The 20,614-nt window shown below is 74.7% G+C and carries 16 protein-coding genes; 10 read left to right on the forward strand and 6 right to left on the reverse strand.

Features of this window, described 5'->3' with window-relative positions:
• Window positions 1–100: 100 nt before the first annotated feature.
• Window positions 101–1,321 (reverse strand): LCP family protein, encoded by a 1,221-nt coding sequence (locus E4198_RS16620; RefSeq protein ID WP_136183854.1) that lies wholly within the window; start codon window positions 1,319–1,321, stop codon window positions 101–103.
• Between the two features lie 263 nt (window positions 1,322–1,584).
• A complete protein-coding gene (locus tag E4198_RS16625) occupies window positions 1,585–2,340 on the reverse strand; it encodes a TIGR03089 family protein (RefSeq protein WP_136183855.1) in 756 nt (251 codons plus the stop codon).
• 502 nt (window positions 2,341–2,842) lie between these two features.
• Here E4198_RS16625 and E4198_RS25520 point away from each other — a divergent pair.
• The 3 genes from E4198_RS25520 (at window position 2,843) to E4198_RS16640 (ending at window position 6,503) form a co-directional block, all read left to right on the forward strand.
• On the forward strand, window positions 2,843–4,027 hold the full coding sequence (locus E4198_RS25520) for an N-acetylmuramoyl-L-alanine amidase (RefSeq protein WP_348771307.1): 1,185 nt from the start codon (window positions 2,843–2,845) through the stop codon (window positions 4,025–4,027).
• A 348-nt stretch (window positions 4,028–4,375) separates the two neighbouring features.
• A complete protein-coding gene (locus tag E4198_RS16635; RefSeq protein WP_136185437.1) occupies window positions 4,376–5,458 on the forward strand; it encodes an NDP-sugar synthase in 1,083 nt (360 codons plus the stop codon).
• A 166-nt stretch (window positions 5,459–5,624) separates the two neighbouring features.
• Complete coding sequence (locus E4198_RS16640; RefSeq protein WP_247597938.1) at window positions 5,625–6,503, forward strand: DNA-3-methyladenine glycosylase 2 family protein; 879 nt, start codon at window positions 5,625–5,627, stop codon at window positions 6,501–6,503.
• Window positions 6,504–6,568: 65 nt separating this feature from the next.
• Here the strand turns inward: E4198_RS16640 and E4198_RS16645 are convergent, their stop codons facing one another.
• From E4198_RS16645 to E4198_RS16655, 3 genes are read right to left on the reverse strand one after another with little or no spacing between them, the layout of a single operon-like run.
• Window positions 6,569–7,912 (reverse strand): coenzyme F420-0:L-glutamate ligase, encoded by a 1,344-nt coding sequence (locus E4198_RS16645; protein ID WP_136183857.1) that lies wholly within the window; start codon window positions 7,910–7,912, stop codon window positions 6,569–6,571.
• A complete protein-coding gene (cofD, locus tag E4198_RS16650) occupies window positions 7,909–8,868 on the reverse strand; it encodes a 2-phospho-L-lactate transferase (RefSeq protein WP_136183858.1) in 960 nt (319 codons plus the stop codon). The genes E4198_RS16645 and cofD overlap by 4 nt, the downstream gene beginning before the upstream one ends.
• 44 nt (window positions 8,869–8,912) lie before the next feature.
• Window positions 8,913–9,446 carry a cysteine dioxygenase family protein gene (locus E4198_RS16655; protein WP_136183859.1) on the reverse strand — a complete coding sequence of 178 codons (534 nt, stop codon included), beginning with the start codon at window positions 9,444–9,446 and terminating at the stop codon, window positions 8,913–8,915.
• 600 nt (window positions 9,447–10,046) lie between these two features.
• On the opposite strand from E4198_RS16655, the gene E4198_RS16660 reads away from it, so the two are divergent.
• The 3 genes from E4198_RS16660 (at window position 10,047) to E4198_RS16670 (ending at window position 15,856) form a co-directional block, all read left to right on the forward strand.
• On the forward strand, window positions 10,047–10,310 hold the full coding sequence (locus E4198_RS16660; protein WP_027763975.1) for a WhiB family transcriptional regulator: 264 nt from the start codon (window positions 10,047–10,049) through the stop codon (window positions 10,308–10,310).
• Between the two features lie 282 nt (window positions 10,311–10,592).
• The gene (locus E4198_RS16665; protein WP_136183860.1) at window positions 10,593–14,306 is read left to right on the forward strand and encodes a glycosyltransferase; all 3,714 of its coding nucleotides are present in this window, start codon (window positions 10,593–10,595) and stop codon (window positions 14,304–14,306) included.
• Entirely contained in the window at window positions 14,303–15,856 is a 1,554-nt protein-coding gene (locus tag E4198_RS16670) for a DUF5719 family protein (protein ID WP_136183861.1), read from the forward strand. The genes E4198_RS16665 and E4198_RS16670 overlap by 4 nt, the downstream gene beginning before the upstream one ends.
• Before the next feature lie 109 nt (window positions 15,857–15,965).
• Here the strand turns inward: E4198_RS16670 and E4198_RS16675 are convergent, their stop codons facing one another.
• Window positions 15,966–16,409, reverse strand: a complete 444-nt coding sequence (locus E4198_RS16675; protein WP_136183862.1) for a metallopeptidase family protein — start codon at window positions 16,407–16,409, stop codon at window positions 15,966–15,968.
• A gap of 313 nt (window positions 16,410–16,722) precedes the next feature.
• Between E4198_RS16675 and E4198_RS16680 the strand changes: the two genes are divergently transcribed.
• The 4 genes from E4198_RS16680 (at window position 16,723) to E4198_RS16695 (ending at window position 20,533) form a co-directional block, all read left to right on the forward strand.
• Entirely contained in the window at window positions 16,723–17,169 is a 447-nt protein-coding gene (locus E4198_RS16680) for a DUF3499 domain-containing protein (RefSeq protein WP_078528992.1), read from the forward strand.
• A gap of 90 nt (window positions 17,170–17,259) precedes the next feature.
• Window positions 17,260–18,618 carry a phosphomannomutase/phosphoglucomutase gene (locus E4198_RS16685; RefSeq protein ID WP_136185438.1) on the forward strand — a complete coding sequence of 453 codons (1,359 nt, stop codon included), beginning with the start codon at window positions 17,260–17,262 and terminating at the stop codon, window positions 18,616–18,618.
• Between the two features lie 361 nt (window positions 18,619–18,979).
• Window positions 18,980–19,210: a Trm112 family protein gene (locus tag E4198_RS16690; RefSeq protein WP_136183863.1), complete on the forward strand. Its 231-nt coding sequence runs from the start codon at window positions 18,980–18,982 to the stop codon at window positions 19,208–19,210.
• A 156-nt stretch (window positions 19,211–19,366) separates the two neighbouring features.
• Entirely contained in the window at window positions 19,367–20,533 is a 1,167-nt protein-coding gene (locus E4198_RS16695; RefSeq protein WP_136183864.1) for an SIS domain-containing protein, read from the forward strand.
• The last annotated feature ends 81 nt before the right edge of the window (window positions 20,534–20,614 follow it).

Below are 20,614 nucleotides of genomic sequence, written 5' to 3' on the forward strand. Positions count from 1 at the left end.
CGCCTGGCGCCCCGGCGAGGGGCGGACCGGATCGCTCACCATATCCGGCGGTCCGGGCGGTCGGCGATGCCGGTGACCGGCATCGCCAGCTCCTAGTAGGTCAATTCCCCCCATTCCGTGCACCGTCCCCGCCGCATACGCCGGTGGCATCGGAGGCCTCACGGTAAGGGGATTCTGGCTCCGGCGACGAGTCGGGCGTCGCTCCTGGTGTTGTGGTGTGTGTCACGCGCGCGGGTTCTCCGTCGCGCAGCCTTTCGAACAGCTGGTTTGCGGCGGGCTGTACGAGTTCGTCCCGGTTCGGGTCGAGGGTGTGGGGCTGCCGGGGCACAGTGAGGAAGTGCACCTCGCCCTCGGGCGTCTCCCGCAGGCTCCGCACCAGCCCGTACAGCTCGCGGAGCGAGTCCAGGCCCTCGTCCGCGGTCAGTGCCGACGTGGCGGCGTCGAGCAGCGGGTAGAGCTTGGACGGGTCGGTCAGCACCCCTTCCTCGCGCACCTCGTCCAGCAGCGAGGCGAGGAAGTCCTGCTGGCGGCCGATGCGTTGGGTGTCGCTGCCGTCGAAGGCCTTGCGGGCCCGCACGTAGCCGAGCGCCTGCTTGCCGTTCAGCGTCTGCCGCCCCGCCTCCAGGTCCAGGCTGGCGTCCCGGTCGTGGACGTCGTGCGGCAGGCAGACCTCGACGCCCCCGACGGCGTTCACGATGTTCTTGAAGCCCTTGAAGTCGACGATCAGGTGGTGGTCGATCCGCACCCCGGTCAGCCTCTCCACGGTGCGGATGGTGCAGGCCGCGCCGCCGAACTGGAACGCCCAGTTGAACTGGGCGAACTGCGCCCGGGTGGTGGTGCCGTCGGACCGGCGGCACTCGGGGACGTCGACCATCAGGTCGCGCGGGATCGACACGGCGGTGGCGTGGCTGCGGTCGGCCGGCAGGTGCAGCAGGATCGTGGTGTCGCTGCGGGCGCCGATCGCGTCGCCGTAGCCGGAGTTACGCCCCTCCCGGCTGTCGGAGCCCAGCAGCAGGACGTTCCGCGTCTCGCCCGCCGTCGGGTCGGGGCGTTCGCCCGCGTGGCGGGCCAGTTCGCGGGCGGTCGAGGTGTCGGTGCGGATGTTGCCGTCGAGGTCCCGCAGCACCGCCCACGCCGTGCCGGCGCCGGTCAGCAGCGCCGCCGACGTGCCGAAGGCCACCCAGCGCAGTGCGCGGCGCCGCCGGTCCGAGGGGCGCGGCCGGGAAGCGGAGTTCGCCGGTCCGGCTTCGGTGGTCTCCGGGGAGGCCGCCGGGGTGGCGGCCGTTCCGTCGTCGCCGATGGGGCCGGTGTGCGTGGTCACGTGGGCGTCCGTCCGTCCGGGGTTCGCTGGTGCGCGGGCGGACCGGCGCACCGCAGCGGAGCCGGGTGGCTCGGGCGGCGTGCGGACGTACGGGCGGCGCGCGGGTGGCGCAGGCGGAGTTCGGGCGCCAGGCCGCCGGGTGGCCGTACGGAAGCCGGTCACTCAGACAGACGTGCGGGACGGGCCAAGGGTTGTACGCACGGTCGCGCCGATGTGACGCCGACGGTCGCGACGGCCCTGCCGACGAGCGTGGCGGGAGCGCGTCAGCCGGCGGTGTGGGTGACCCGTTCGGCGTCGCGGCGGTGCTCCAGCGCGGCGGCGTCCAGCCCGTCCGCGTTCCGGCACAGCACCACGGACGCCCCGGCGGCGAGCGGCGCGTACAGCCCGGCCGACACCCCGGCCCAGTCGTCGTACGGCAGGCGCGTCAGCAGTCGCGAGCCGGCTTCCAGGCCGAGCCCCGCCGCGTCCGCGCGTGCCCGCTCGACGAGCTGCGCCCCGGTCAGCTCCTCGCCGCCGGGGAGGACGAGCGCGGTGGTGTCGGCGTCCACCGGGGCGTACGGCGTGAAGCGGTCGCCCTGGCCGGGGACCTCCACCGCGTAGTCCGCGAAGCCCTCCGGGGGCTGCGGGAAGCGGGTGCCCATCGGCCGCAGCGCGAGGGCCACCCGTTCGCCGCCACAGGCGCGTGCCGCGTCGAGGGCGTCCGGGCCGGCGACGGCGAGATCCGCACCGGACGGGTCGCCGTGCAGGTCCACGGTCACCCCGACGGCGGAGCAGGCGAGCAGCCAGACGGCGGTCTGCCAGTGCGCCGGGAGCAGCAGCGCGAGCCGGTCGCCGGGCGCGGCGGACAGGTCGTCCTGGAGTAGGTTGCCGGTCTTCGCCACCCAATTGGCGAGGGTCGCGACGGAGAGTTCCACGCGTTCGCCGGTGGCGTCGTCGTAAAAGGTCACCAGCGGGCGCGCAGGGTCGGCGGCGAGCGCGGAAGACAGCAGGTCGGCGGGGGTGCGGTCGGTGGCGTTCATCGGGGCCAGGTTACGCGTCCGACGGAACGTCACCCGCCGCGCGGGGCACCTGTTCGAGCGTTCCGGGGCCGACGGCGTGTCAGTTTCCGGATGGACAGAAGCGGGCTAATCGGCTCATTGTCGTATGTATGCGTGCACTTCTCGCCACCTCGCTCGGTGTTCTGTCCACCGTGACTCTCCTGCTGCAGCCGGCCGCCGCGGCGGTCGCGCCCGGCGACGTCCGGACCCCCGGCGCCGCGCAGCGGGACGCGTCGCTCGCATCCCCCGTCACCGGCATGCCCGGCAGCACGCAGTCGCTGCCGCTCGCCCGAGTCGCGTCCCACGGCGACCCGACCGGTTCCCGGCGCTCGGGCAGCGCCCCGCACCCGCACGAGGCCCGTCCCGGGGAAGTGGACGGACGAGCCGCTCCGGGAGACACGGTCGGTCTGGAACAGCGCACCGTGCGCCCCTTCTCCCTGGTCGGCATCGTCTGGCAGGACCCCGGGAGCGGCTCGACGCCGACGTGCGCATCCGTACCCGGAATGCGGCGACGGGCGACTGGTCGGGCTGGCGGACCCTCGCCACGCACAGCGAACACGCCCCGACGCCGTCCCACCGGGCCGGCGGCGAGGACGGCGCGCAGCGCGGCTCCACCCCGCCCCTGTGGGTCGGCCGTTCGGACGGCGTCCAGGTGCAGGTCCGCCCCGAGCACGGCGAACTCCCGCGCGGCCTGCGGATGGAACTGGTCGACCCCGGTGACGCCCCGGCCCGGATCGCCGACGCCGCCGGCGGACGTCCGGCCTCCGACGTACCGGGCACGAGCGCACGAGCCGGCGCTCCGCGAGGCGGCGGGGCGCAGAGCCTCGCGGAGGACGAGCCCGCGGAGAAGCAGGGCACCGAGAAGGAGCCTGCGGAGAAGCGGGCCGCCGAGAAGGCGCCCGTCGAGGAGCAGGCCGCCGAGGAGACTCCGGCCCGGGAGGAGTCGGCCGGGGAGAAGGCCGCCGCCGCGCCGGGCCGGCTGCCCGCGCTGACCATGGAGGAGACCCTGGCGGACGCGGCCGAGCACGACCTCACCCCCGAGGTGCGGGCGGCGGACGGCAAGCCGCACGTCGGGCCCCGGCCCGGCATCGTCATCCGCAGCGGCTGGGGTGCCGACGAGAGCGTGCGCGAGAGCGGCTACGCGTACGGCGACGACGTGAAGATGGCCTTCGTCCACCACACCGCGGGCAGCAACGGCTACAGCTGCAAGGAAGCGCCCAAGGTCATCCGCGGAATCTACCGCTACCACGTCAAGAGCCTCGGCTGGCGCGACATCGGCTACAACTTCCTCGTCGACAAGTGCGGCACCCTCTACGAGGGCCGGGCCGGCGGGGTCACCCAGCCGGTGCGCGGCGCCCACACTCTCGGCTTCAACAACGCCAGCATGGGCGTCGCCGTCCTCGGCGACTTCAGCAGCAAGAACCCGCCGAAGAAGGCCACCGACGCCATCGCCAAGCTCACCGCCTGGAAGCTCGGGCTCTACGGCGTCAACGCCGAGGGCCGCACCCGTATGACGTCCGAGGGCGGCAAGTACAGCAAGGGCGCCAAGGTCAGGATGCGCACCATCTCCGGCCACCGGGACGGCTTCTCCACCGCCTGCCCCGGCAAGCAGCTCTACGGGGATCTGGGCGCCGTCCGGAAGCTCGCCGCCAAGCTCCAGGGGCGCTGACCTCGAAGGAGGCGTCCTCCCCGCGCCGACGGGCGTACTGCGGGTCGGTGGGCCGGCGGGCCGGAAGCGCTCACCCGCGGGCCGGGACGGGCGGCGCCGTCCGCATAGACTGGCTGCCGAACGCCCGGCGCCCGGGTCCCGGCCCCGCACGCTCCGAAGAACCGGGGCGGCGGTCGGCGTCGGCCCGGCCGGATCCCCGTCGACGGCAACCCGTCGGTCAACCCCGCGCGGCCGACGGCGCGTCCCACGTCATGCCGCGCGGCGCCGGCCCGCCGACGGCCCCGGTGTCAGGGGGGCGCAGGCGTGGCGGACGAGACGGACCGGTCCCGGCAGGAAGCAGAGACGACGTTGACTGAGGCGATTCTCCTCGTCGGAGGCAAGGGCACCCGGCTGCGGCCGCTCACGGTGCACACGCCCAAGCCGATGGTCCCGGCCGCGGGGGTGCCCTTCCTCACCCATCAGCTCGCCCGTGCCCGCGCCGCCGGGGTCGAGCACGTGGTGATGGCCACCTCCTACCTCGCGGAGGTGTTCGAGCCGTACTTCGGCGACGGCTCCGACCTCGGCCTGCACCTGGAGTACGTCACCGAGGAGGAGCCGCTGGGCACCGGCGGGGCCCTGCGCAACGTCGCCTCCCGCCTCACCTCCGGGCCGGACGAACCGGTGCTCGTCTTCAACGGCGACATTCTCACCGGCCTGGACATCCGCGCGCTGGTCCGCACGCACGCCGACACCGGAGCCGACGTGTCCCTGCACCTCACGCGGGTGGCCGACCCGCGCGCGTTCGGGCTCGTCCCGACTGACGACGACGGGCGCGTCACCGCCTTCCTGGAGAAGCCGCAGACGCCCGAGGAGATCGTCACCGACCAGATCAACGCGGGCGCGTACGTGTTCCAGCGGTCCGTGATCGACACGATCCCCCACGACCGTCCGGTGTCCGTCGAACGCGAGACCTTTCCCGGCCTGCTCGCCGACGGCGCCCACCTCCAGGGCATGGTCGACTCCACCTACTGGCTGGACCTCGGCACCCCGCAGGCCTTCGTCCGCGGCTCCGCCGACCTGGTGCTGGGGCACGCTCCCTCGCCGGCCGTGCCGGGCCGCCGCGGCGCGTGCCTGGTGCTGGACGGAGCGACCGTCGCCGAGGACGCCAAGCTCTCCGGCGGCACCGCCGTCGGCGCGGGCGCGGTCGTCGGCACCGGAGCCCGCGTCGAGGGCAGCACCCTGCTCGACGACGCGGTCGTGGAGCCGGACGCCGTCGTACGCGACTCCTTGATCGGCGCGGGCGCGCGCATCGGTGCGCGCACCGTACTGGACGGCGCCGTCATCGGCGACCGCGCGGAGGTCGGCCCCGACAACGAGCTGCGCGACGGCATCCGCATATGGTGCGGTGCACGCATCGGGGCCGGTGCGGTGCGGTTCTCCTCCGACCAGTGAGCGAGAGACGCGGCGGACGTGACGTGAGGCGGTGGCGACGATGGCCCGACGAGGAGACAGGCCGTCCCCGGCCGACGGGCTGTCCCGGCCGAGGCCGGAGGCGCCCGGCGTGCGCCCGTCCCGGTCCGGCGTCCGCCGCCGATGGGACCCCGAAGGGCCGTACGACCTGCTGAGCAGTCTGCACGTGCTGCGTCGCGGCCCGTACGACCCCACCTGCCGGGTGGTGGACGGCGCGGTGTGGCGCACCATGCGGACGCCCGCCGGGCCGGTCACGCTGCGGATCGCCGCCCGGGGCGGCGGGTCCGGCGTCCGCGTCGAGGCGGAGGCGTGGGGGACCGGCGCGGAATGGTCGCTGGACCGGCTTCCGGCGCTGCTCGGCGCCGACGACGACCCCGGCGCGTTCGTGGCCCACCACGACCTGCTGCGCGAGGCGCACCGCCGCAACCCCGGCCTGCGGCTCGTCCGCACCGGCCTGGTGATGGAGTCGCTGATCCCGTCGGTGCTGGAGCAGAAGGTCACCGCGGAGGAGGCGCACCGTGCCTGGCGCCGCCTGGTGCGCCGCTTCGGTGAGCCGGCACCCGGCCCGCGCGAGGACCTGCACGTCCTGCCCGCGCCGCGGACCTGGGCGCTGATTCCCTCCTGGGAGTGGCACCGCGCCGGGGTCGATTCCAAGCGCTCCGCGACGATCCTGCGTGCCGTGCAGCGCTGGTCGCGCATGGAGGAGGCCGCACGCATGGACCTCGACGCGGCGGTCGCCCGGCTCTGCGCCATCCCCGGCATCGGCCCGTGGACCGCTGCGGAGACGCTGCAGCGCAGCAACGGCGCGGCCGACGCGCTGACGGTCGGCGACCTGCACCTGCCGGGCATCGTGGGCTACGCCCTGACCGGACGCCGGGGCTGCGACGACGACGGCATGCTGGAACTGCTGGCTCCCTACGCGGCGCAGGGCCAGCGCCACCGCGCGGCCCGGCTCCTGCTCACGACCGGCCGCATCCCGCCGCGCCGCGTGCCCAAGATGCCCCGCACCGACATCGCCACGCTCTGAGGCGGGGAGCGCCGGGCCGGGGAGGGGCAGCCGACGCCCGGCGCACCGGAGCGGCCGGGGACGTCTCAGCGCACCACCGTGAACGCCTCGGCGCTCCGTGCCGGCCGTGCCTTCGGTGCGCCCGCCGCGTGACCGATCGCCACCGCGCCCATCGGCTCCCACGTCCCGGGCAGCTCGAGCACCTCGCGCACCACGTCGCGGCAGAACATCGTCGAGGAGATCCACGCCGACCCGAGCTGCTCGCCGGCCAGCGCCACCAGGAAGTTCTGGATGCCCGCACCGTGGGCGACGACGAACATCTCGCGTTCGGCGGTGGCCCGACGTGCGTCCGGGTAGGTGTGCGACCCGTCCGCCACCATGCACGGCACCGCCAGGTAAGGCGCGTTGCGCAGCACGTCGCCGCGCCGCACGCGCTTGGCGATGCTCTCCTCGCTCCTGCCGTCGGCCTGCAGGTCGGCGATCCAGGCGTCCCGCATCGCGTCCAGCAGCCGCAGCCGCGACGCCTCGGACTCCAGCAGGACGAACCGCCAGGGCGTGGTGTGGTGCGGCGCGGGTGCGGTGACGGCCGCCGCGACGGCCCGGCGCACCGCCGCGCCGTCCACCGGCTCGTCGGTGAACTCGCGCACGGTGCGCCGCCCGGTCACCGCCTCCCGTACGGCCTCGGAGGTGCCGAGCCGGAACATGTCCAGCGCCGCGTCCCGTACGAGGGGCTGCGCCGTGGTGTCCCGGTCTCCGGCGCCGAGCACGTGCCGCCCCATGCCGCGCACGACCGCGACCGGTCGCCCGTCGGCCTTGCCCTTCACCAGTTCGCCAGCCGCGGCCAGTTCGTCGCCGACGGCGGTGACCGTGACGCCCAGCGGATTGCCGTACGAGTCGACGCCGCCGCGCAGATCCTCCAGGACGCGCACGCCGGCCGCGCCGATCGCCACGTCGGTTTGCCCCTCGCGCCAGGGGCGTCCGAAGGTGTCGGTGACGACGACGCCCACTCGCGCGCCCAGTACGTCGTACAGGCCGTCCCGGATACGGGCGGCGGAATCGTCGGGGTCCTCGGGCAGCAACAGCACGGTTCCGGCCGGGGTGTTGGACGCGTCGACGCCCGCGGCGGCCATCACGAAGCCGTGCCGGGTCTCGACGATCCGCGCAGGCCCGCGTCGTGCGACGACGCGTACGGTCTCGGCGTCGATGGAGGCCTCCCGGTCGTCGGCGGCGACCGTACGGCCTTCCGCCTTGCTGACGATCTTCGAGGTGACGACGAGTACGTCGCCGTCCATCAGGCCGTCGAGGCCCTCGGCCGCGGCCGCTTCGGCGATCAGCTTCACCAGGTCGTCGCCCTCGCGCACCTCGGGGATTCCGGGCAGCGCCCAGACGCGGTAGCCGGGGCGGGCGTCGCGGTGCTCCGGCGCGGTCATGCCCGCACCTCCTCGGCGAGTGCCAGCGCGTCCGACGCCATCCGTGCGGTCGCCTCCGGGTCGCTCATCATCAGCGGCACCGCCCGGCAGCGGATGCCGGCCTCCTCGACCTCGTCGACCGCGCCCGCGTCGACCGTGTCGACGAGCCACCCGTCGAGCAGCCCGGAGCCGTAGTGCCGGGCGACGGCCGCGGCGGTGGACCGGACGCCGATCGCGGCGAGCACCTTGTCGGCCATGCCGCGGACCGGCGCGTCACCCACGATGGGGGAGAGGCCCACGACCGGCACGCCGGCCTCGGCGATGGCCTCCCGGATGCCGGGTACGGCGAGGATCGTGCCGATGCTCACCACCGGGTTCGACGGCGGGAACAGCACCACGTCCGCCTCGGCGATGGCCTCCAGGACACCGGGCGCGGGCTCGGCCTGGTCGGCGCCGACGGGCACGACGGCCTGCGCGTCCGGCTCGGCGCGCAGCCGGATCCAGTACTCCTGGAAGTGGAGCGCCTTGCGTTCGCCGCCCTCCTCGACGGCGACGTGCGTCTCGACCCGGTCGTCCGTCATCGGAAGCAGCCGCACGCCCGGTCGCCAGCGCGCGCACAGCGCCTCGGTGACGGCGCTGAGGGGATAGCCGGCGCCGAGCATCTGCGTGCGGACGAGGTGCGTGGCGACGTCCCGGTCGCCGAGCCCGAACCACTGGGGCTGGACGCCGTACGCGGCCAGCTCCTCCTTCACCGCGAACGTCTCGCCCGCGCGGCCCCAGCCCTGCTCCTCGTGGATGCCGCCGCCGAGCGTGTACATCACGGTGTCGAGGTCGGGGCAGATCTTCAGCCCGAAGAGGTGGATGTCGTCCCCGGTGTTGCCGATGACGGTGATGTCCGCGTCCGGTGCGGCGGACTGGAGGCCGCGGAGGAAGCGGGCGCCGCCGATACCCCCGGCCAGAACCACGATGCGCTGCATGACGGACAGTCTTGCAGCCCGGCCCGGCCGCAGGCAGCCGGGGCTCAGCGGGCGGTCGTCGCGCCGTCCGGCCGCACGGCCGTGGCGGGTACGGCTGCGGAGGGCACGGCCTCCGGGCGGACGGGGGCGTGCATGGGCATCTGCGTGAGGCCCGGGAAGTAGACGTGCAGGGTGACGGCCGGTTCGAGGCCGGTGTTGACGGCCTCGTGCACGTAGCCGGGGGCGAAGACCCGCTGCGCGCCGGACCGCAGCCGTCTGGTGCCGCCGCGGGAGTGCTCGGTGAGCTCGCCCTCCAGCACGGTCAGCACGCCGGACGACGGGCCGTGGTCGTGCCGTCCGCTGCCCTGCCCGGGCAGCCAGCTGAGCAGCCACACCTCGTAGCCGGGGCCGGTGCGCAGCCGGTGGTACCAGCGGGTGGTGGCGTCGTAGCGCACCAGCGGCGCCCACGACGCGCGGTCGGCGGCCAGGGTGCGGGCCAGCCCGGCGAACTCCGCGACGGTCGTCGGGTGCGCGGGCGCGGGCTGGAGGAGGTGGCGGACGGCGAGCAGGTCGCCGGCGATCTGGACGTCGCTGTTCACGGGGAAAGTCGCCTTCGTGCCGGAGGGGAGGGGGGTGTGGGTACCTCGGGTGCCTCAACAGCAGTGACAGCGACAGTGACCGGACGCAGCACCAGGGATCCCGCCGCGGCGGGCCGGAGTGAGCGAGCGGGTCACGGGCATGGGCACAAGGAGACCGGAGCCCGTGGGCGGTGTCAACCGGATGTCGCGTTTGGCGGCGAAGGTCTCACCGCTTCGAGTGACGTCGGGGACAGAAGGGTTTGTGTTCCGGTGATCGCGGACACATGGCGCACCATCCCGGCCCGTGAGCGCCGTTGTGAATCTGTGATCCGGTTGTGATCCGCTTCGCTTCGGTCTGCGGTCGGGAACGTGATCGACGGCTGAGTCGTCACTCAGGGCGGGAGAGTGCCACGGGCGGATCGCCCGGTACGACTGTCATAGTTTGTGGAGAATTGAACACTTTCTGCAAGCTCTTGGTTCCGCAGAGTGAATATCGGGCTCAATAGCAGATCTCAGCTTGACCCTCCCGGATCGGCGCACTTGTAATTTCACACGTGTCGTTCAGGCGGGATCGATAACGACGACATCACGGGGAAGCAAAGACAGACGAGGGGCGCGCACATGACCGAGCTGGTGGAGCAACTGCTGGTCGAAGAGGCGGACGAGGAACTCGGCTGGCAGGAGCGCGCGCTGTGCGCCCAGACCGATCCCGAGTCGTTCTTTCCCGAGAAGGGCGGTTCCACGCGAGAGGCGAAGAAGGTCTGTCTCGCGTGCGAAGTCCGGTCCGAGTGTCTCGAATACGCACTCGCCAACGACGAACGTTTCGGAATCTGGGGCGGACTGTCCGAGCGCGAGCGCCGACGGCTGAAAAAAGCTGCGGTCTGACCCGCGGTGGCCGACCCGCGGTGGCCGACCACCGGTGACGTCCCGGCGGCCGTGACGCGGGGCGGCGGACGGCGCGACGCGACGGGGCGGCGAGCGGAGGCCTGCACCGGCGGCGATCCCGCTCTCCGCCCGCACTCCGCGAGCGCGGCGGAGCCCCGTACGCGGGCGGACGGCGCCACCTCGGCGCCACTCCTCTAGTGTGGGCCCGTCCGAGACGCGTCCGGCCCCGCCTCGCGGGGGCGCGCGTCCACCGCCGTCCACTCAAACGGGGCCTGTACCTCGATGTCCGTGCACAGTCATTCGGCGGCCCAACACCAGGCGGCCACACCTGACTTCCCCCGGCACGTCGTCACCGCCGTGCTCGTCTCCCACGACGGCGCGCGCTGGCTGCCCGAAGCACTGTCGGGACTGATCGGGCAGGAGCGCCCGGTCCAGAACGTCATCGCCGCCGACACCGGAAGCGCCGACGACTCCGCCCGCCTGGTCACCGACGCCCTCGGTACCGACCGGGTCCTGCACATGGCCCGGCGCACGGGCTTCGGCGCGGCCGTCGAGGAGGCCGTCCGCACCGCGGGCGAACTCACCCCCGACGACCTGCCGTACCTCAAGCGCCCCAGCGGCTGGGACCCCGTCACCCGCACCTGGCACGACGAGGCGTACGACATGCCCGAGCTGCCGCACGGCGAACCCGTGCAGTGGCTCTGGCTCCTGCACGACGACTGCGCCCCGGCCCCCGACGCCCTGCACCACCTGCTGCGGGTCGTGGACGCCGATCCGTCCGCCACCGTCGCCGGCCCCAAGCTGCGCAGCTGGTACGACAGCCGTCAGCTCCTCGAGACCGGCGTCACCATCGCCAACAGCGGCCGTCGCTGGACCGGCATCGAACGCCGCGAGCAGGACCAGGGCCAGCACGACCAGGTGCGCCCGGTGCTGTCGGTGTCCACCGCCGGCATGCTGATCCGCCGCGACGTCTTCCTCGCACTCGGCGGCTTCGACCGCCGTCTGCCACTGATGCGCGACGACGTCGACCTGTGCTGGCGCGCCAACGCCGCCGGCCACCGCGTGCTCGTCGTCCCCGACGCCCACATGCGGCACGCCGAGGCCGCCTCCCGCGAACGCCGTCCCGTCGACTGCGTCGGGCGCGGCGGAGGCGCCAGCCCGCACAAGGTGGACAAGGCGGGCGCCGTCTACACGATGCTGGCCAACGCCCCCGCCCGCGGGCTGCCGTGGGTGCTGCTGCGGCTCGTCTTCGGCACTCTGCTGCGCACCCTCGCCTATCTCGTCGGCAAGGTCCCCGGCCAGGCGCTGGACGAGGTGTCCGGCCTGGTCGGCACCCTGCTGCGGCCGGTGCGCATCCTCGGGGCCCGCAGGCGCCGGGGCAAGCCGGTGGTCGACCACCGCGACCTGCGCCCGCTCTTCCCGCCGCCCGGCGCGACCGTACGGGCCACCGTCGAACAGGTCGTCAGCAACTTCGCCGGCCGCGCCGAACCCGAACGGTCCTCCGGCGGCCGGCACGGCGCCGTCGAGTCGGGACCGACCGACGAGGACGCCGACTTCCTCGAGGTCGAGCAGTTCGCCCGGATGAAGCGCCTCGCGCAGAAGCCCGGACCGCTGCTCTTCGCCGTCCTGCTGCTCGTCTCGCTGATCGCCTGCCGTGCGCTGCTCTCCGGCGGCTCCCTCGCCGGCGGCGCACTCCTTCCCGCGCCGGAGAGCGTGTCCGACCTGTGGGCCCGGTACACCGACGCCTGGCACCCCGTGGGCATCGGCGGCACCCAGACCGCGCCGCCCTACCTCGCGGTGCTCGCGCTCGTCGCCACCCTCCTCTTCGGCAGCACCGGCACCGCGCTCACCCTGCTGCTGGTCTGCTCCGTGCCGCTGGCCGGCCTCACCGCCTACTTCGCCTCCCGGCCGCTCGTCGACTCCCGCCTGGTGCGCGCCTGGGCCGCCGTCGCGTACGCCTTCCTGCCCGCCGCCACCGGCGCCCTCGCGGGCGGCCGCATCGGCACGGCGGTACTCGCCGTCGTGCTGCCCCTGCTCGCCCGCACCGCCGTGGCCGCGAGCGGCCTGCGCGGACGGCCCTCCTGGCGCGCCGTCTGGGCGTACGCGCTGCTGCTCACCTTCACCACCGCCTTCACGCCCGTGACCTGGCCGATCGGCGTACTCCTCGCCCTCGCCCCGGTGGTGCTCGCGCAGCGCCGCGGCGACGGCGTCGCGGGCGCCGCACTCCGCGCCGCGGTCGTCGCCGTCACCCCGGCCCTGCTGCTCGCCCCCTGGTCGCTCGCCCTGCTGACCAGTCCCTCCCGCCTCTTCACCGAGGCGGGGCTGCCCTACGGCACCGGTGCCGCCGACGCGCTCGACCTGGCCACCCTCTCCCCAGGCGGCCCCGGCGCGGCCGGGGGACTGCTGCTCGCGGGCATCGTGCTGGCCGCGCTCGCCGCACTGCTGCGCGCCGACCGGCAGACGCCCGTACGCGCCGCCTGGACCGTCGCCCTCACGGGCCTGGTCTTCGCGGGGCTCGCGAACGCCCAGGGCTGGGCCGGCCCCGCCACCCTGGTCTACGGGATCGCGCTGCTGGCCGCCGCCGCCGTCGGCGCCGAGGGCGCACGCGAACGGGTTGCCTCGCAGAACTTCGGCTGGAAGCAGCCGGTCGCCGCGCTGATCGCCGCCGCCGCCGTCGCCGCGCCCCTGCTGTCCGCTGTCGGCTGGATGATCGACGGCGCGCACGAGCCGCTGACCCGACGCAGCCCCGTCCAGGTCCCCGCCTTCGTCGCCGAGGAGAGCAACACCGAGGACCAGGCCCGCACCCTCGTCCTCGACGGAGAGGAAGGCGGCGACGCGACCGCCACCGGCCAGGTGTCCTACGCCGTGGTCCGTGGCTCCGGCGCCCGCCTCGGCGACGCCGACCTCGCGGCCGCGGCCGTCCGCGACACCCGCTTCGACGAGACCGTCGCGCACCTCGTCGCCGGCTCCGGCGCCGAGCAGACCAGGCGCCTCGGTGACTACGCCGTGGCCTACGTGCTCGTCCGGGAGGGCGCGCCGCGGCAGTTGAGCCGCACGCTGGACGCCACACCCGGCCTCACCCGGCTCAGCCAGGAGGACGGCAGCGCCCTGTGGCGGGTGGACGCCGAGGTGGCCCGGATCCGGATCGTCCCCGGCGAGGAGAAGTCCGGGGACGGAACCGGCGCCGCGCCGGGGCCGGTACTCGTGCCCGCCGGGCCGGTCGAGGCGCACACCGACCTCCCGTCGGGCTCCGACGGGCGCGTGCTGCGCGTTGCCGACCGTGCGGACACCGGCTGGCGCGCCACACTGGACGGCCGCGAACTGACCGCCGTCACCGTCGACGGCTGGGCGCAGGGCTTCGAACTCCCCGCCGAGGGCGGCCGCCTGGACCTCACCTACGAGACTCCGGTCACCCACACCGTGTGGCTGTGGACGCAGGCCGCGCTGGTCCTCGTCGTCCTCGTGCTCGCGCTGCCCGGCCGGCGCCGCGACGTGGACGACGACCTGCCCGAGGAGGAGACCGTCCCGGCGGAGCCCGTCGCCGGGGAGGGCCGCCGCGCCCGCCGCCTGCGGGCCGCGGCCGCCGAGGCCGAGGGCGCGGACCGGACGGCCGCGGAGCCGGACCCGGCCGACGGAGTACCCGGACACAGCCCCGACGCCGACGGACCGGCCGACGCCGAGCCGGGCTTCGAGCAGCCGCCCGCGCCCCCGATGCCCGAGCAGGTCCCCTACGGCCAGTACGCCGACCAGTACGGCACCGGATACCCCGACCCGTACGGTCAGGCCACCGTCCCCGCGCAGGGCGGCTACGGGGACGACCCGTACACGGGATACGACGGCGACGGTCAGGAGCCGTACGCGCAGCAGCCGTACGTGCCCGGACAGCAGTACGGCGAGTGGGACGGGCAGCAGCCGCAGCAGCCCCCGCAGAGTTACGGCTACGACCCCCGGACCGGCGGAGGAACGCCGTACGGCGACAGGAGTGAGAACCAGTGAACCGCACCACCCTCACCCTCATCGGCGTGACGACGGCGCTCGCGGCGGTCACCGGAGTCGCCGCGCTGACCGCGCCCGCGCCGCAGAGCCCGGACCAGGCGCCCGTCGCCGAACGGTTGCCGGTGCAGCGGTCCACTCTCGTCTGCCCCGAGCCGTCCTCCTCCGACCTGGCTGAGACCCGTTACACGGCCTTCAGCCCGCCGAACAAGACCGAGGGCGAGGGCGAGGCCGCGCTGCTGCCGGTCCCGGAGAAGGACACCGGTCTCACCGACGACCCGGAGAAGGGCGGCAAGGACGACAAGGGCGATGGCAAGGACGACAAGGACCCGCAGGACGGTGAAGGCGAACAGCCGGACCCCGTACTGCCGTTGAAGAAGCCCGGCACGCCCGTCACCGACACCGACGGCAGCGCCGACGCGCCGGCCCTCGCCGGCTCCGCCGACGGGCCGTTCGCGCCCGGCTGGACGGTGCAGCAGACCACCGTCGTCAGCGCCGGTACCGGGCGCGGTCTGCACGGCACTGCCTGCTCGGCCCCCGACACGGACTTCTGGTTCCCCGGCGCCAGCACCGCCGAGGACCGGCAGGACTTCGTCCACTTGACCAACCCGGACGACACCGCGGCCGTCGTGGACCTGGAACTGCACAGCAAGGACGGCGCCCTGCCGGGGGAGAACGGGCGGGGCCTGACCGTGCCGCCGCGCTCGACGCTGCCGGTGCTGCTGTCCACGCTGACCGACGAGCCCGTCACCAACGTCACTGTGCACGCCGTGGTCCGCGCCGGCCGGGTCTCCGCACAGGTGCACGCGTCCGACGAGAAGCTCGGCGGCGACTGGCTGCCGCCCGCAGGCGTGCCGCGGCCCACCGCCGTGCTCCCCGGTATCCCCGCCGACGCCACCTCCGTACGCCTGGCGGTGCACGCCCCCGGCGACAGCGACGCCGACCTCAAGGTGGGCGTCGCCACGCCCAACGGCACCATCACTCCGGCCGGCCTCGAGACGCTGCACGTGAAGGCCGGCATGACCGCCGCCGTCGACCTCGACGACCTCACCCAGGGCGCCGCCGCCTCGCTGGTCCTCACCCCGACCGAGAGCGGGGACGAGACGCCTATCGTCGCCGCCGCGCGGATCACCCGCGGGAAGAAGGGCGAGCAGGAGACCGCATTCCTCACCGGCACCCAGCCGGTCGAACAGCGCGCGACCGCAGCGGACAACCAGGAAAAGGGCTCCACGCTCTCCCTCCTCGCCCTCGACGGCCAGGCGAAGGTTCGCGTCACCGCCTCCGCAGGCAGCGAGGGCGGGTCCCCGCAGAGCAGCACCTACACGCTGAAGCCGGGCACCACCACCGCTGTCGAGGCTCCACGTCCGAAGGGCGCCGAGGGCACCTACGCGCTGACCGTGGAACGCCTCTCCGGCGGCACGGTCTACGCCGCCCGCACCCTCGCCGAGGAGGACGGCGGCGTGCCGGCGTTCACCGTGCAGACGCTGCCGGACGACCGTGGCCGGGTCGCCGTACCGGAGGCCGGACAGGACCTCTCCGTCCTGCAGCGCTGAGCCACCGGACGGTCCGGACCGGCGCCTGCGCCGCCCCGGCCGGCCCGTCCGGTCCGGGGCCCGCCTCGGTCCGTCCGCTCCGGACCGGTCCGGCTCAGTCCGGTCCGGCTCAGTCCTGTCCGTACCGGGGGTCGACGGACTCGGGGGAGAGGCCGAGCAACTCGGCGACCTGCTCCACCACGACCTCGTGCACCAGCAGCGCGCGCTCGTCGCGGCTCTTCGTGCGCAGCTCCACCGGGCGCCGGTAGACCACCACGCAGTCCGGCCGGTGTCCGTGCGCCGGCACCAGGCGCCCCAGCGGCACGGTCACGCCGTCGGCGGGCAGGCCGTCGGCGCGCGGCACCTCCTGGACGGCGAAGTCGACGCCCGCCAGCTGCGGCCAGTGCCGCTCCAGCCGGTGCGCCGAGTCGCGAACCAGATCGTCGAAGGCCTCCGACCTGCTCACGGCCAGCGGCACCTGTGGCGGGGCGACCGGCCCGCGCATGCCGCGGCCGTGTCGGTCCCGGTGGCGCGGCCGCCGGTCGGAGACCCGGGGCGGGACGGCGTCGCTCATCACCGAAAAAGCGTAGCCGTCCCACCCGGGTCGGCACCCCTCCGGAGCCCCCGTGCGGCGGAAAGGACCGCACGGACGGGCGGAGGTGTCGCCGGGCGACCGTTCCGGTGCGCTTTGCCGTCCGTCTCCGTTCGTCCCCCGACCGGTGATCTCGCGCGGAACGACCGTTTCGCCGCACCTCCGCGACCGCCGTCCGGCCCGCCCGGCGGGGGCCGTCCGCCCGTCCGCCCGGTGGCCCGGACCGGGCCGCAGGTCAGTACGGCTCCCCACCAGTGGGGCGTTTCCGGCGAAGCGGACGACACGGCCGGGTGAGCTGAAGGAGAGTCGTCGCAGCCCGCTCACAAGTGCGGTACCGTCCAACGTCGTGAGTCCTGTACGTCGCTGTTCACGCACCGCGTGCGGCCGCCCCGCCGTGGCCACGCTGACGTACGTCTACGCGGATTCGACCGCCGTCCTCGGGCCACTCGCGACCTACGCCGAACCGCACTGCTACGACCTGTGCGCCGAGCACTCCGAACGCCTCACCGCCCCGCGCGGCTGGGAGGTCGTACGGCTCGCCCTCGACCCGGCGCACGTCCGCCCCAGCGGCGACGACCTGGAAGCCCTGGCCGACGCCGTCCGCGAGGCCGCACGCACCCGCGGCCGCCCCGGCGCCGACGCCCCGCCCGCCGACCCGTCCGGGCCGCGGCGCCGCGACACCGACCCGATGGAGGTCGCCCGACGCGGCCACCTGCGGGTGCTGCGCTCCCCCGACTCCTGACCGACGACGCCGCCCTCCCGCCACCGGCGCCGCGGTGGTGTGCCGGGTAGATTGGCGGCCCGCCGTCGACCTCGGGAGTGCAGGGTGGCCGTGACAGACCTGTCGCAGATCGTGAAGGCGTACGACGTGCGCGGCGTCGTACCGGACCAGTGGGACGAGCACCTCGCCGAACTCTTCGGCGCCGCGTTCGTGCAGGTGACGGGCGCCGAAGTGATCGTCGTCGGTCACGACATGCGGCCCTCCTCGCCGGGCCTGTCCGGCTCCTTCGCCCGGGGTGCCGCCGGACGCGGGGCGGACGTCATGGAGATCGGGCTCTGCTCCACCGACCAGCTCTACTTCGCCAGCGGCCATTTCGGCCTGCCCGGCGCCATGTTCACCGCCTCGCACAACCCCGCGCAGTACAACGGCATCAAGATGTGCCGCGCCGGGGCCGCACCCGTCGGCCAGGACACCGGACTCGCCGACATCCGTGCACGCGTCGAGACCTGGGCCGCGTCCGGGCTTCCCGCCACCGACGCCACCCCGGGCACGGTCACCCGGCGCGACGTGCTCGGCGCCTACGCCGACCACTTGCGCGCCCTCGTCGACCTCCGCAGCATCCGGCCCCTGAAGGTCGTCGTCGACGCGGGCAACGGCATGGGCGGCCACACCGTGCCCACTGTCTTCGAGGGCCTGCCGCTCGAACTCGACGCGCTGTACTTCGAGCTGGACGGCACCTTCCCGAACCACGAGGCCAACCCGCTCGACCCGAAGAACATCGTCGACCTGCAGGCCCGCGTCCGCGAGACCGGGGCCGACATCGGTCTCGCCTTCGACGGCGACGCCGACCGCTGCTTCGTCGTCGACGGAGACGGCGACCCCGTCTCCCCTTCCGCCATCACCGCACTCGTCGCCGAGCGCGAACTCGCCAAGGATCCCGGCTCCACGGTGATCCACAACTGCATCACCTCGTGGTCCGTGCCCGAGATCGTGCGCGAGGCCGGGGGCACGCCGGTACGCACCCGGGTCGGGCACTCGTTCATCAAGGAGGAGATGGCACGCACCGGCGCCCTCTTCGGCGGCGAGCACTCCGCGCACTACTACTTCCGCGACTTCTGGAACGCCGACACCGGCATGCTCGCCGCGCTGCACGTCCTCGCCGCCCTCGGCGGCCAGGACGGGCCGCTGTCCGACCTGGTCTCCCGCTACGACCGGTACGCCGCGTCGGGGGAGATCAACAGCATCGTCGACGACCAGGCCGCCAGCATGGCCGCCGTCCGCGAGGCCTACGCCGGGCGCGAGGGCGTCTCCCTCGACGAACTCGACGGCCTGACCGTCACCGCCGACGACTGGTGGTTCAACCTCCGCCCCTCCAACACCGAGCCCCTCCTGCGCCTCAACGTCGAGGCCCGCGACGCCGCGACGGTCTCCCGCATCCGCGACGAGGCCCTCGGCCTCCTCCGCGCCTGAGGGGCTCCTCGCCCGCCGAGCAGTCGGCCGACCGCGGCGGAAGCCCTCGCCGGCGGTGCGCTCCGTCCGACGGTGCCCGCGGCCGAGCCCGTACGGCTCTCTGCCCGGGCGCCCGCCCGGTGCCGTCGCTCCGGAGCGGCACTCCAACTCGGCTGTGGTGGCGCGTCGTTCGACGGCGCAGCCTGGTGGTGCCGCGCCGCCGCAGCCGGGGTGCACCGGGGCCCCGGAGGCGATGGCCCAGGGGCACGGGACGGGCGGGACGGAGCGCTCCCTGCGGTGCGGCCTTACGGGCGACCCGGCCGTCCGGCCCGCAGCGGTACCCTGACCCCACAGCCGAGCCCGCCTCGCGAAGGGACCGTCCATGCCGCTCGAAGCCGGCCTTCTCCAAATCCTCGCCTGCCCGGCGTGCCACGCCCCGCTCCGCGAGGAGGAGACCTCCGCGGAGGCGGCCGCCACGGCCCCGGCGGGGAGCACCGACAAGCCCGGCGCCACCGCCGAGCTGGTGTGCACCAGCTCCACGTGCGGCCTCGCCTACCCGGTCCGGGACGGCATCCCGGTCCTGCTCGTCGACGAGGCCCGCACCCCGGCCTGACGCCGCCACCGGGCGCCGCGGCGGGTGCCCGCACCCGTGCACCCGCACCGCCCACCGGCAGCGCACCCCGCGCCGGCACACCCGCACACCCCACGGCCGCGCGGCCCCGGCGACGTCCGACGCCATCCGCGTTCGACCGACAGGAGGCTCCGTACGATGCTCGACGAGTCGCTGCTGGACGACCCGGACGCACTCGCCCGCGCCGACGCCGACGGCCTGCTGCGCGACGCCGCCGGGTCGGGCGCCCGCGTCCGCACCGCCGTACGGCAGGCCCACGAGGCCGGCCTCGCCGACCTGCGTCCGGACGGCCGCCCTCGTTCCGTCCTGGTGGCGGGCCCCGGACCGGTGACCGCCTGCGTCGCGGAACTCCTCGACGCCCTGGGCAACGGCACCGTGACAGTGAACCTGGTGCACCCCACCGGTGACCTCCCCGCGCCGGGTGCGCTGCGCTGGGCACTGCCGGGCTGGGCCGGCCCGCTGGACCTGCTGCTGCTCACCTCGCCGTCCGGCGACGAACCGGGCCTCACCGCGCTGACCGACCAGGCGTACCGGCGCGGCTGCAGCGTCGTCGGTGTGGTCCCGCCCCGCACGCCGGTGGCCGAGGCGGTCACCGAGACACACGGCCTGGCCGTACCCCTGGCCCCCGGCCCGTCTGCGGGCTCTCTCGACGCCGACGCGCCCACCGGCACCGGGGGCCTGGCACGTACCGCCCCCGGCACCCTGTGGGCCCTGCTCACCCCCCTCCTCGCGCTGACCGACCGACTCGGCCTGCTTCCAGCGCCGTGGGCGGCGCTGGAGGCGCTGGCCGACCGGCTCGACGAGGTGGCCGAGCGCTGCGGCCCGGCCGTGGAGACGTACGGCAACCCCGCCAAGACCCTCGCCGCCGAACTCGCCGGAGCCCTGCCGCTGCTGTGGAGCGAGGGCCCGGTCGCGGGCGCCGCCGCCCGGCACTCCGCCACCGTGCTGGCCGCGCAGGCGGGGCGTCCCGCACTGGTGGCCGCGCTGCCGGAGGCGATCGAGGTGCACGGCCGCCTGCTCGCTGACGCGTTCACCCCCGGAGGATCTGCGGAGGACGACTTCTTCCGCGATCGCGTCGACTCACAGGAACCACTGCACACCCGTGTCGTGCTGCTCCGCGAGCACGCGCCCGGCGCGGACTCCGCCGTGGTGGCGGCCCGCGACCTCGCGTACACGCGGGGCACGCCGCTCAGCGAGCTGGAGCCCGGCGAGGGCAGCGACCCCCTGCAGGCCGCCGCGGAACTGATCGCCACGCTGGATTTCGCCGCCGTTTACCTCACGCTCGCTCTCGGCGACGCATCCTGACCCGGCCGTCGCGGCGGTGCGGCCGCCGCCGCACCCCAGGCCGGGGCCCGCCGGCGGCACGTACACGCACTCGCACGGAAA

It is taken from the genome of Streptomyces sp. RKND-216 (assembly GCF_004795255.1).
In the GTDB taxonomy this organism is placed as follows: domain Bacteria; phylum Actinomycetota; class Actinomycetes; order Streptomycetales; family Streptomycetaceae; genus Streptomyces; species Streptomyces hazeniae.

Bases quoted from the DNA above. Each gene is read 5' to 3' on its own strand.
- E4198_RS16625 (WP_136183855.1), bottom strand. From the start codon at position 2,340: ATGAACGCCACCGACCGCACCCCCGCCGACCTGCTGTCTTCCGCGCTC.
- E4198_RS16645 (WP_136183857.1), bottom strand. From the start codon at position 7,912: ATGACCGCGCCGGAGCACCGCGACGCCCGCCCCGGCTACCGCGTCTGG.
- cofD (WP_136183858.1), bottom strand. From the start codon at position 8,868: ATGCAGCGCATCGTGGTTCTGGCCGGGGGTATCGGCGGCGCCCGCTTC.
- E4198_RS16660 (WP_027763975.1), top strand. From the start codon at position 10,047: ATGACCGAGCTGGTGGAGCAACTGCTGGTCGAAGAGGCGGACGAGGAA.
- E4198_RS16665 (WP_136183860.1), top strand. From the start codon at position 10,593: ATGTCCGTGCACAGTCATTCGGCGGCCCAACACCAGGCGGCCACACCT.
- E4198_RS16675 (WP_136183862.1), bottom strand. From the start codon at position 16,409: ATGAGCGACGCCGTCCCGCCCCGGGTCTCCGACCGGCGGCCGCGCCAC.
- E4198_RS16690 (WP_136183863.1), top strand. From the start codon at position 18,980: ATGCCGCTCGAAGCCGGCCTTCTCCAAATCCTCGCCTGCCCGGCGTGC.
- E4198_RS16695 (WP_136183864.1), top strand. From the start codon at position 19,367: ATGCTCGACGAGTCGCTGCTGGACGACCCGGACGCACTCGCCCGCGCC.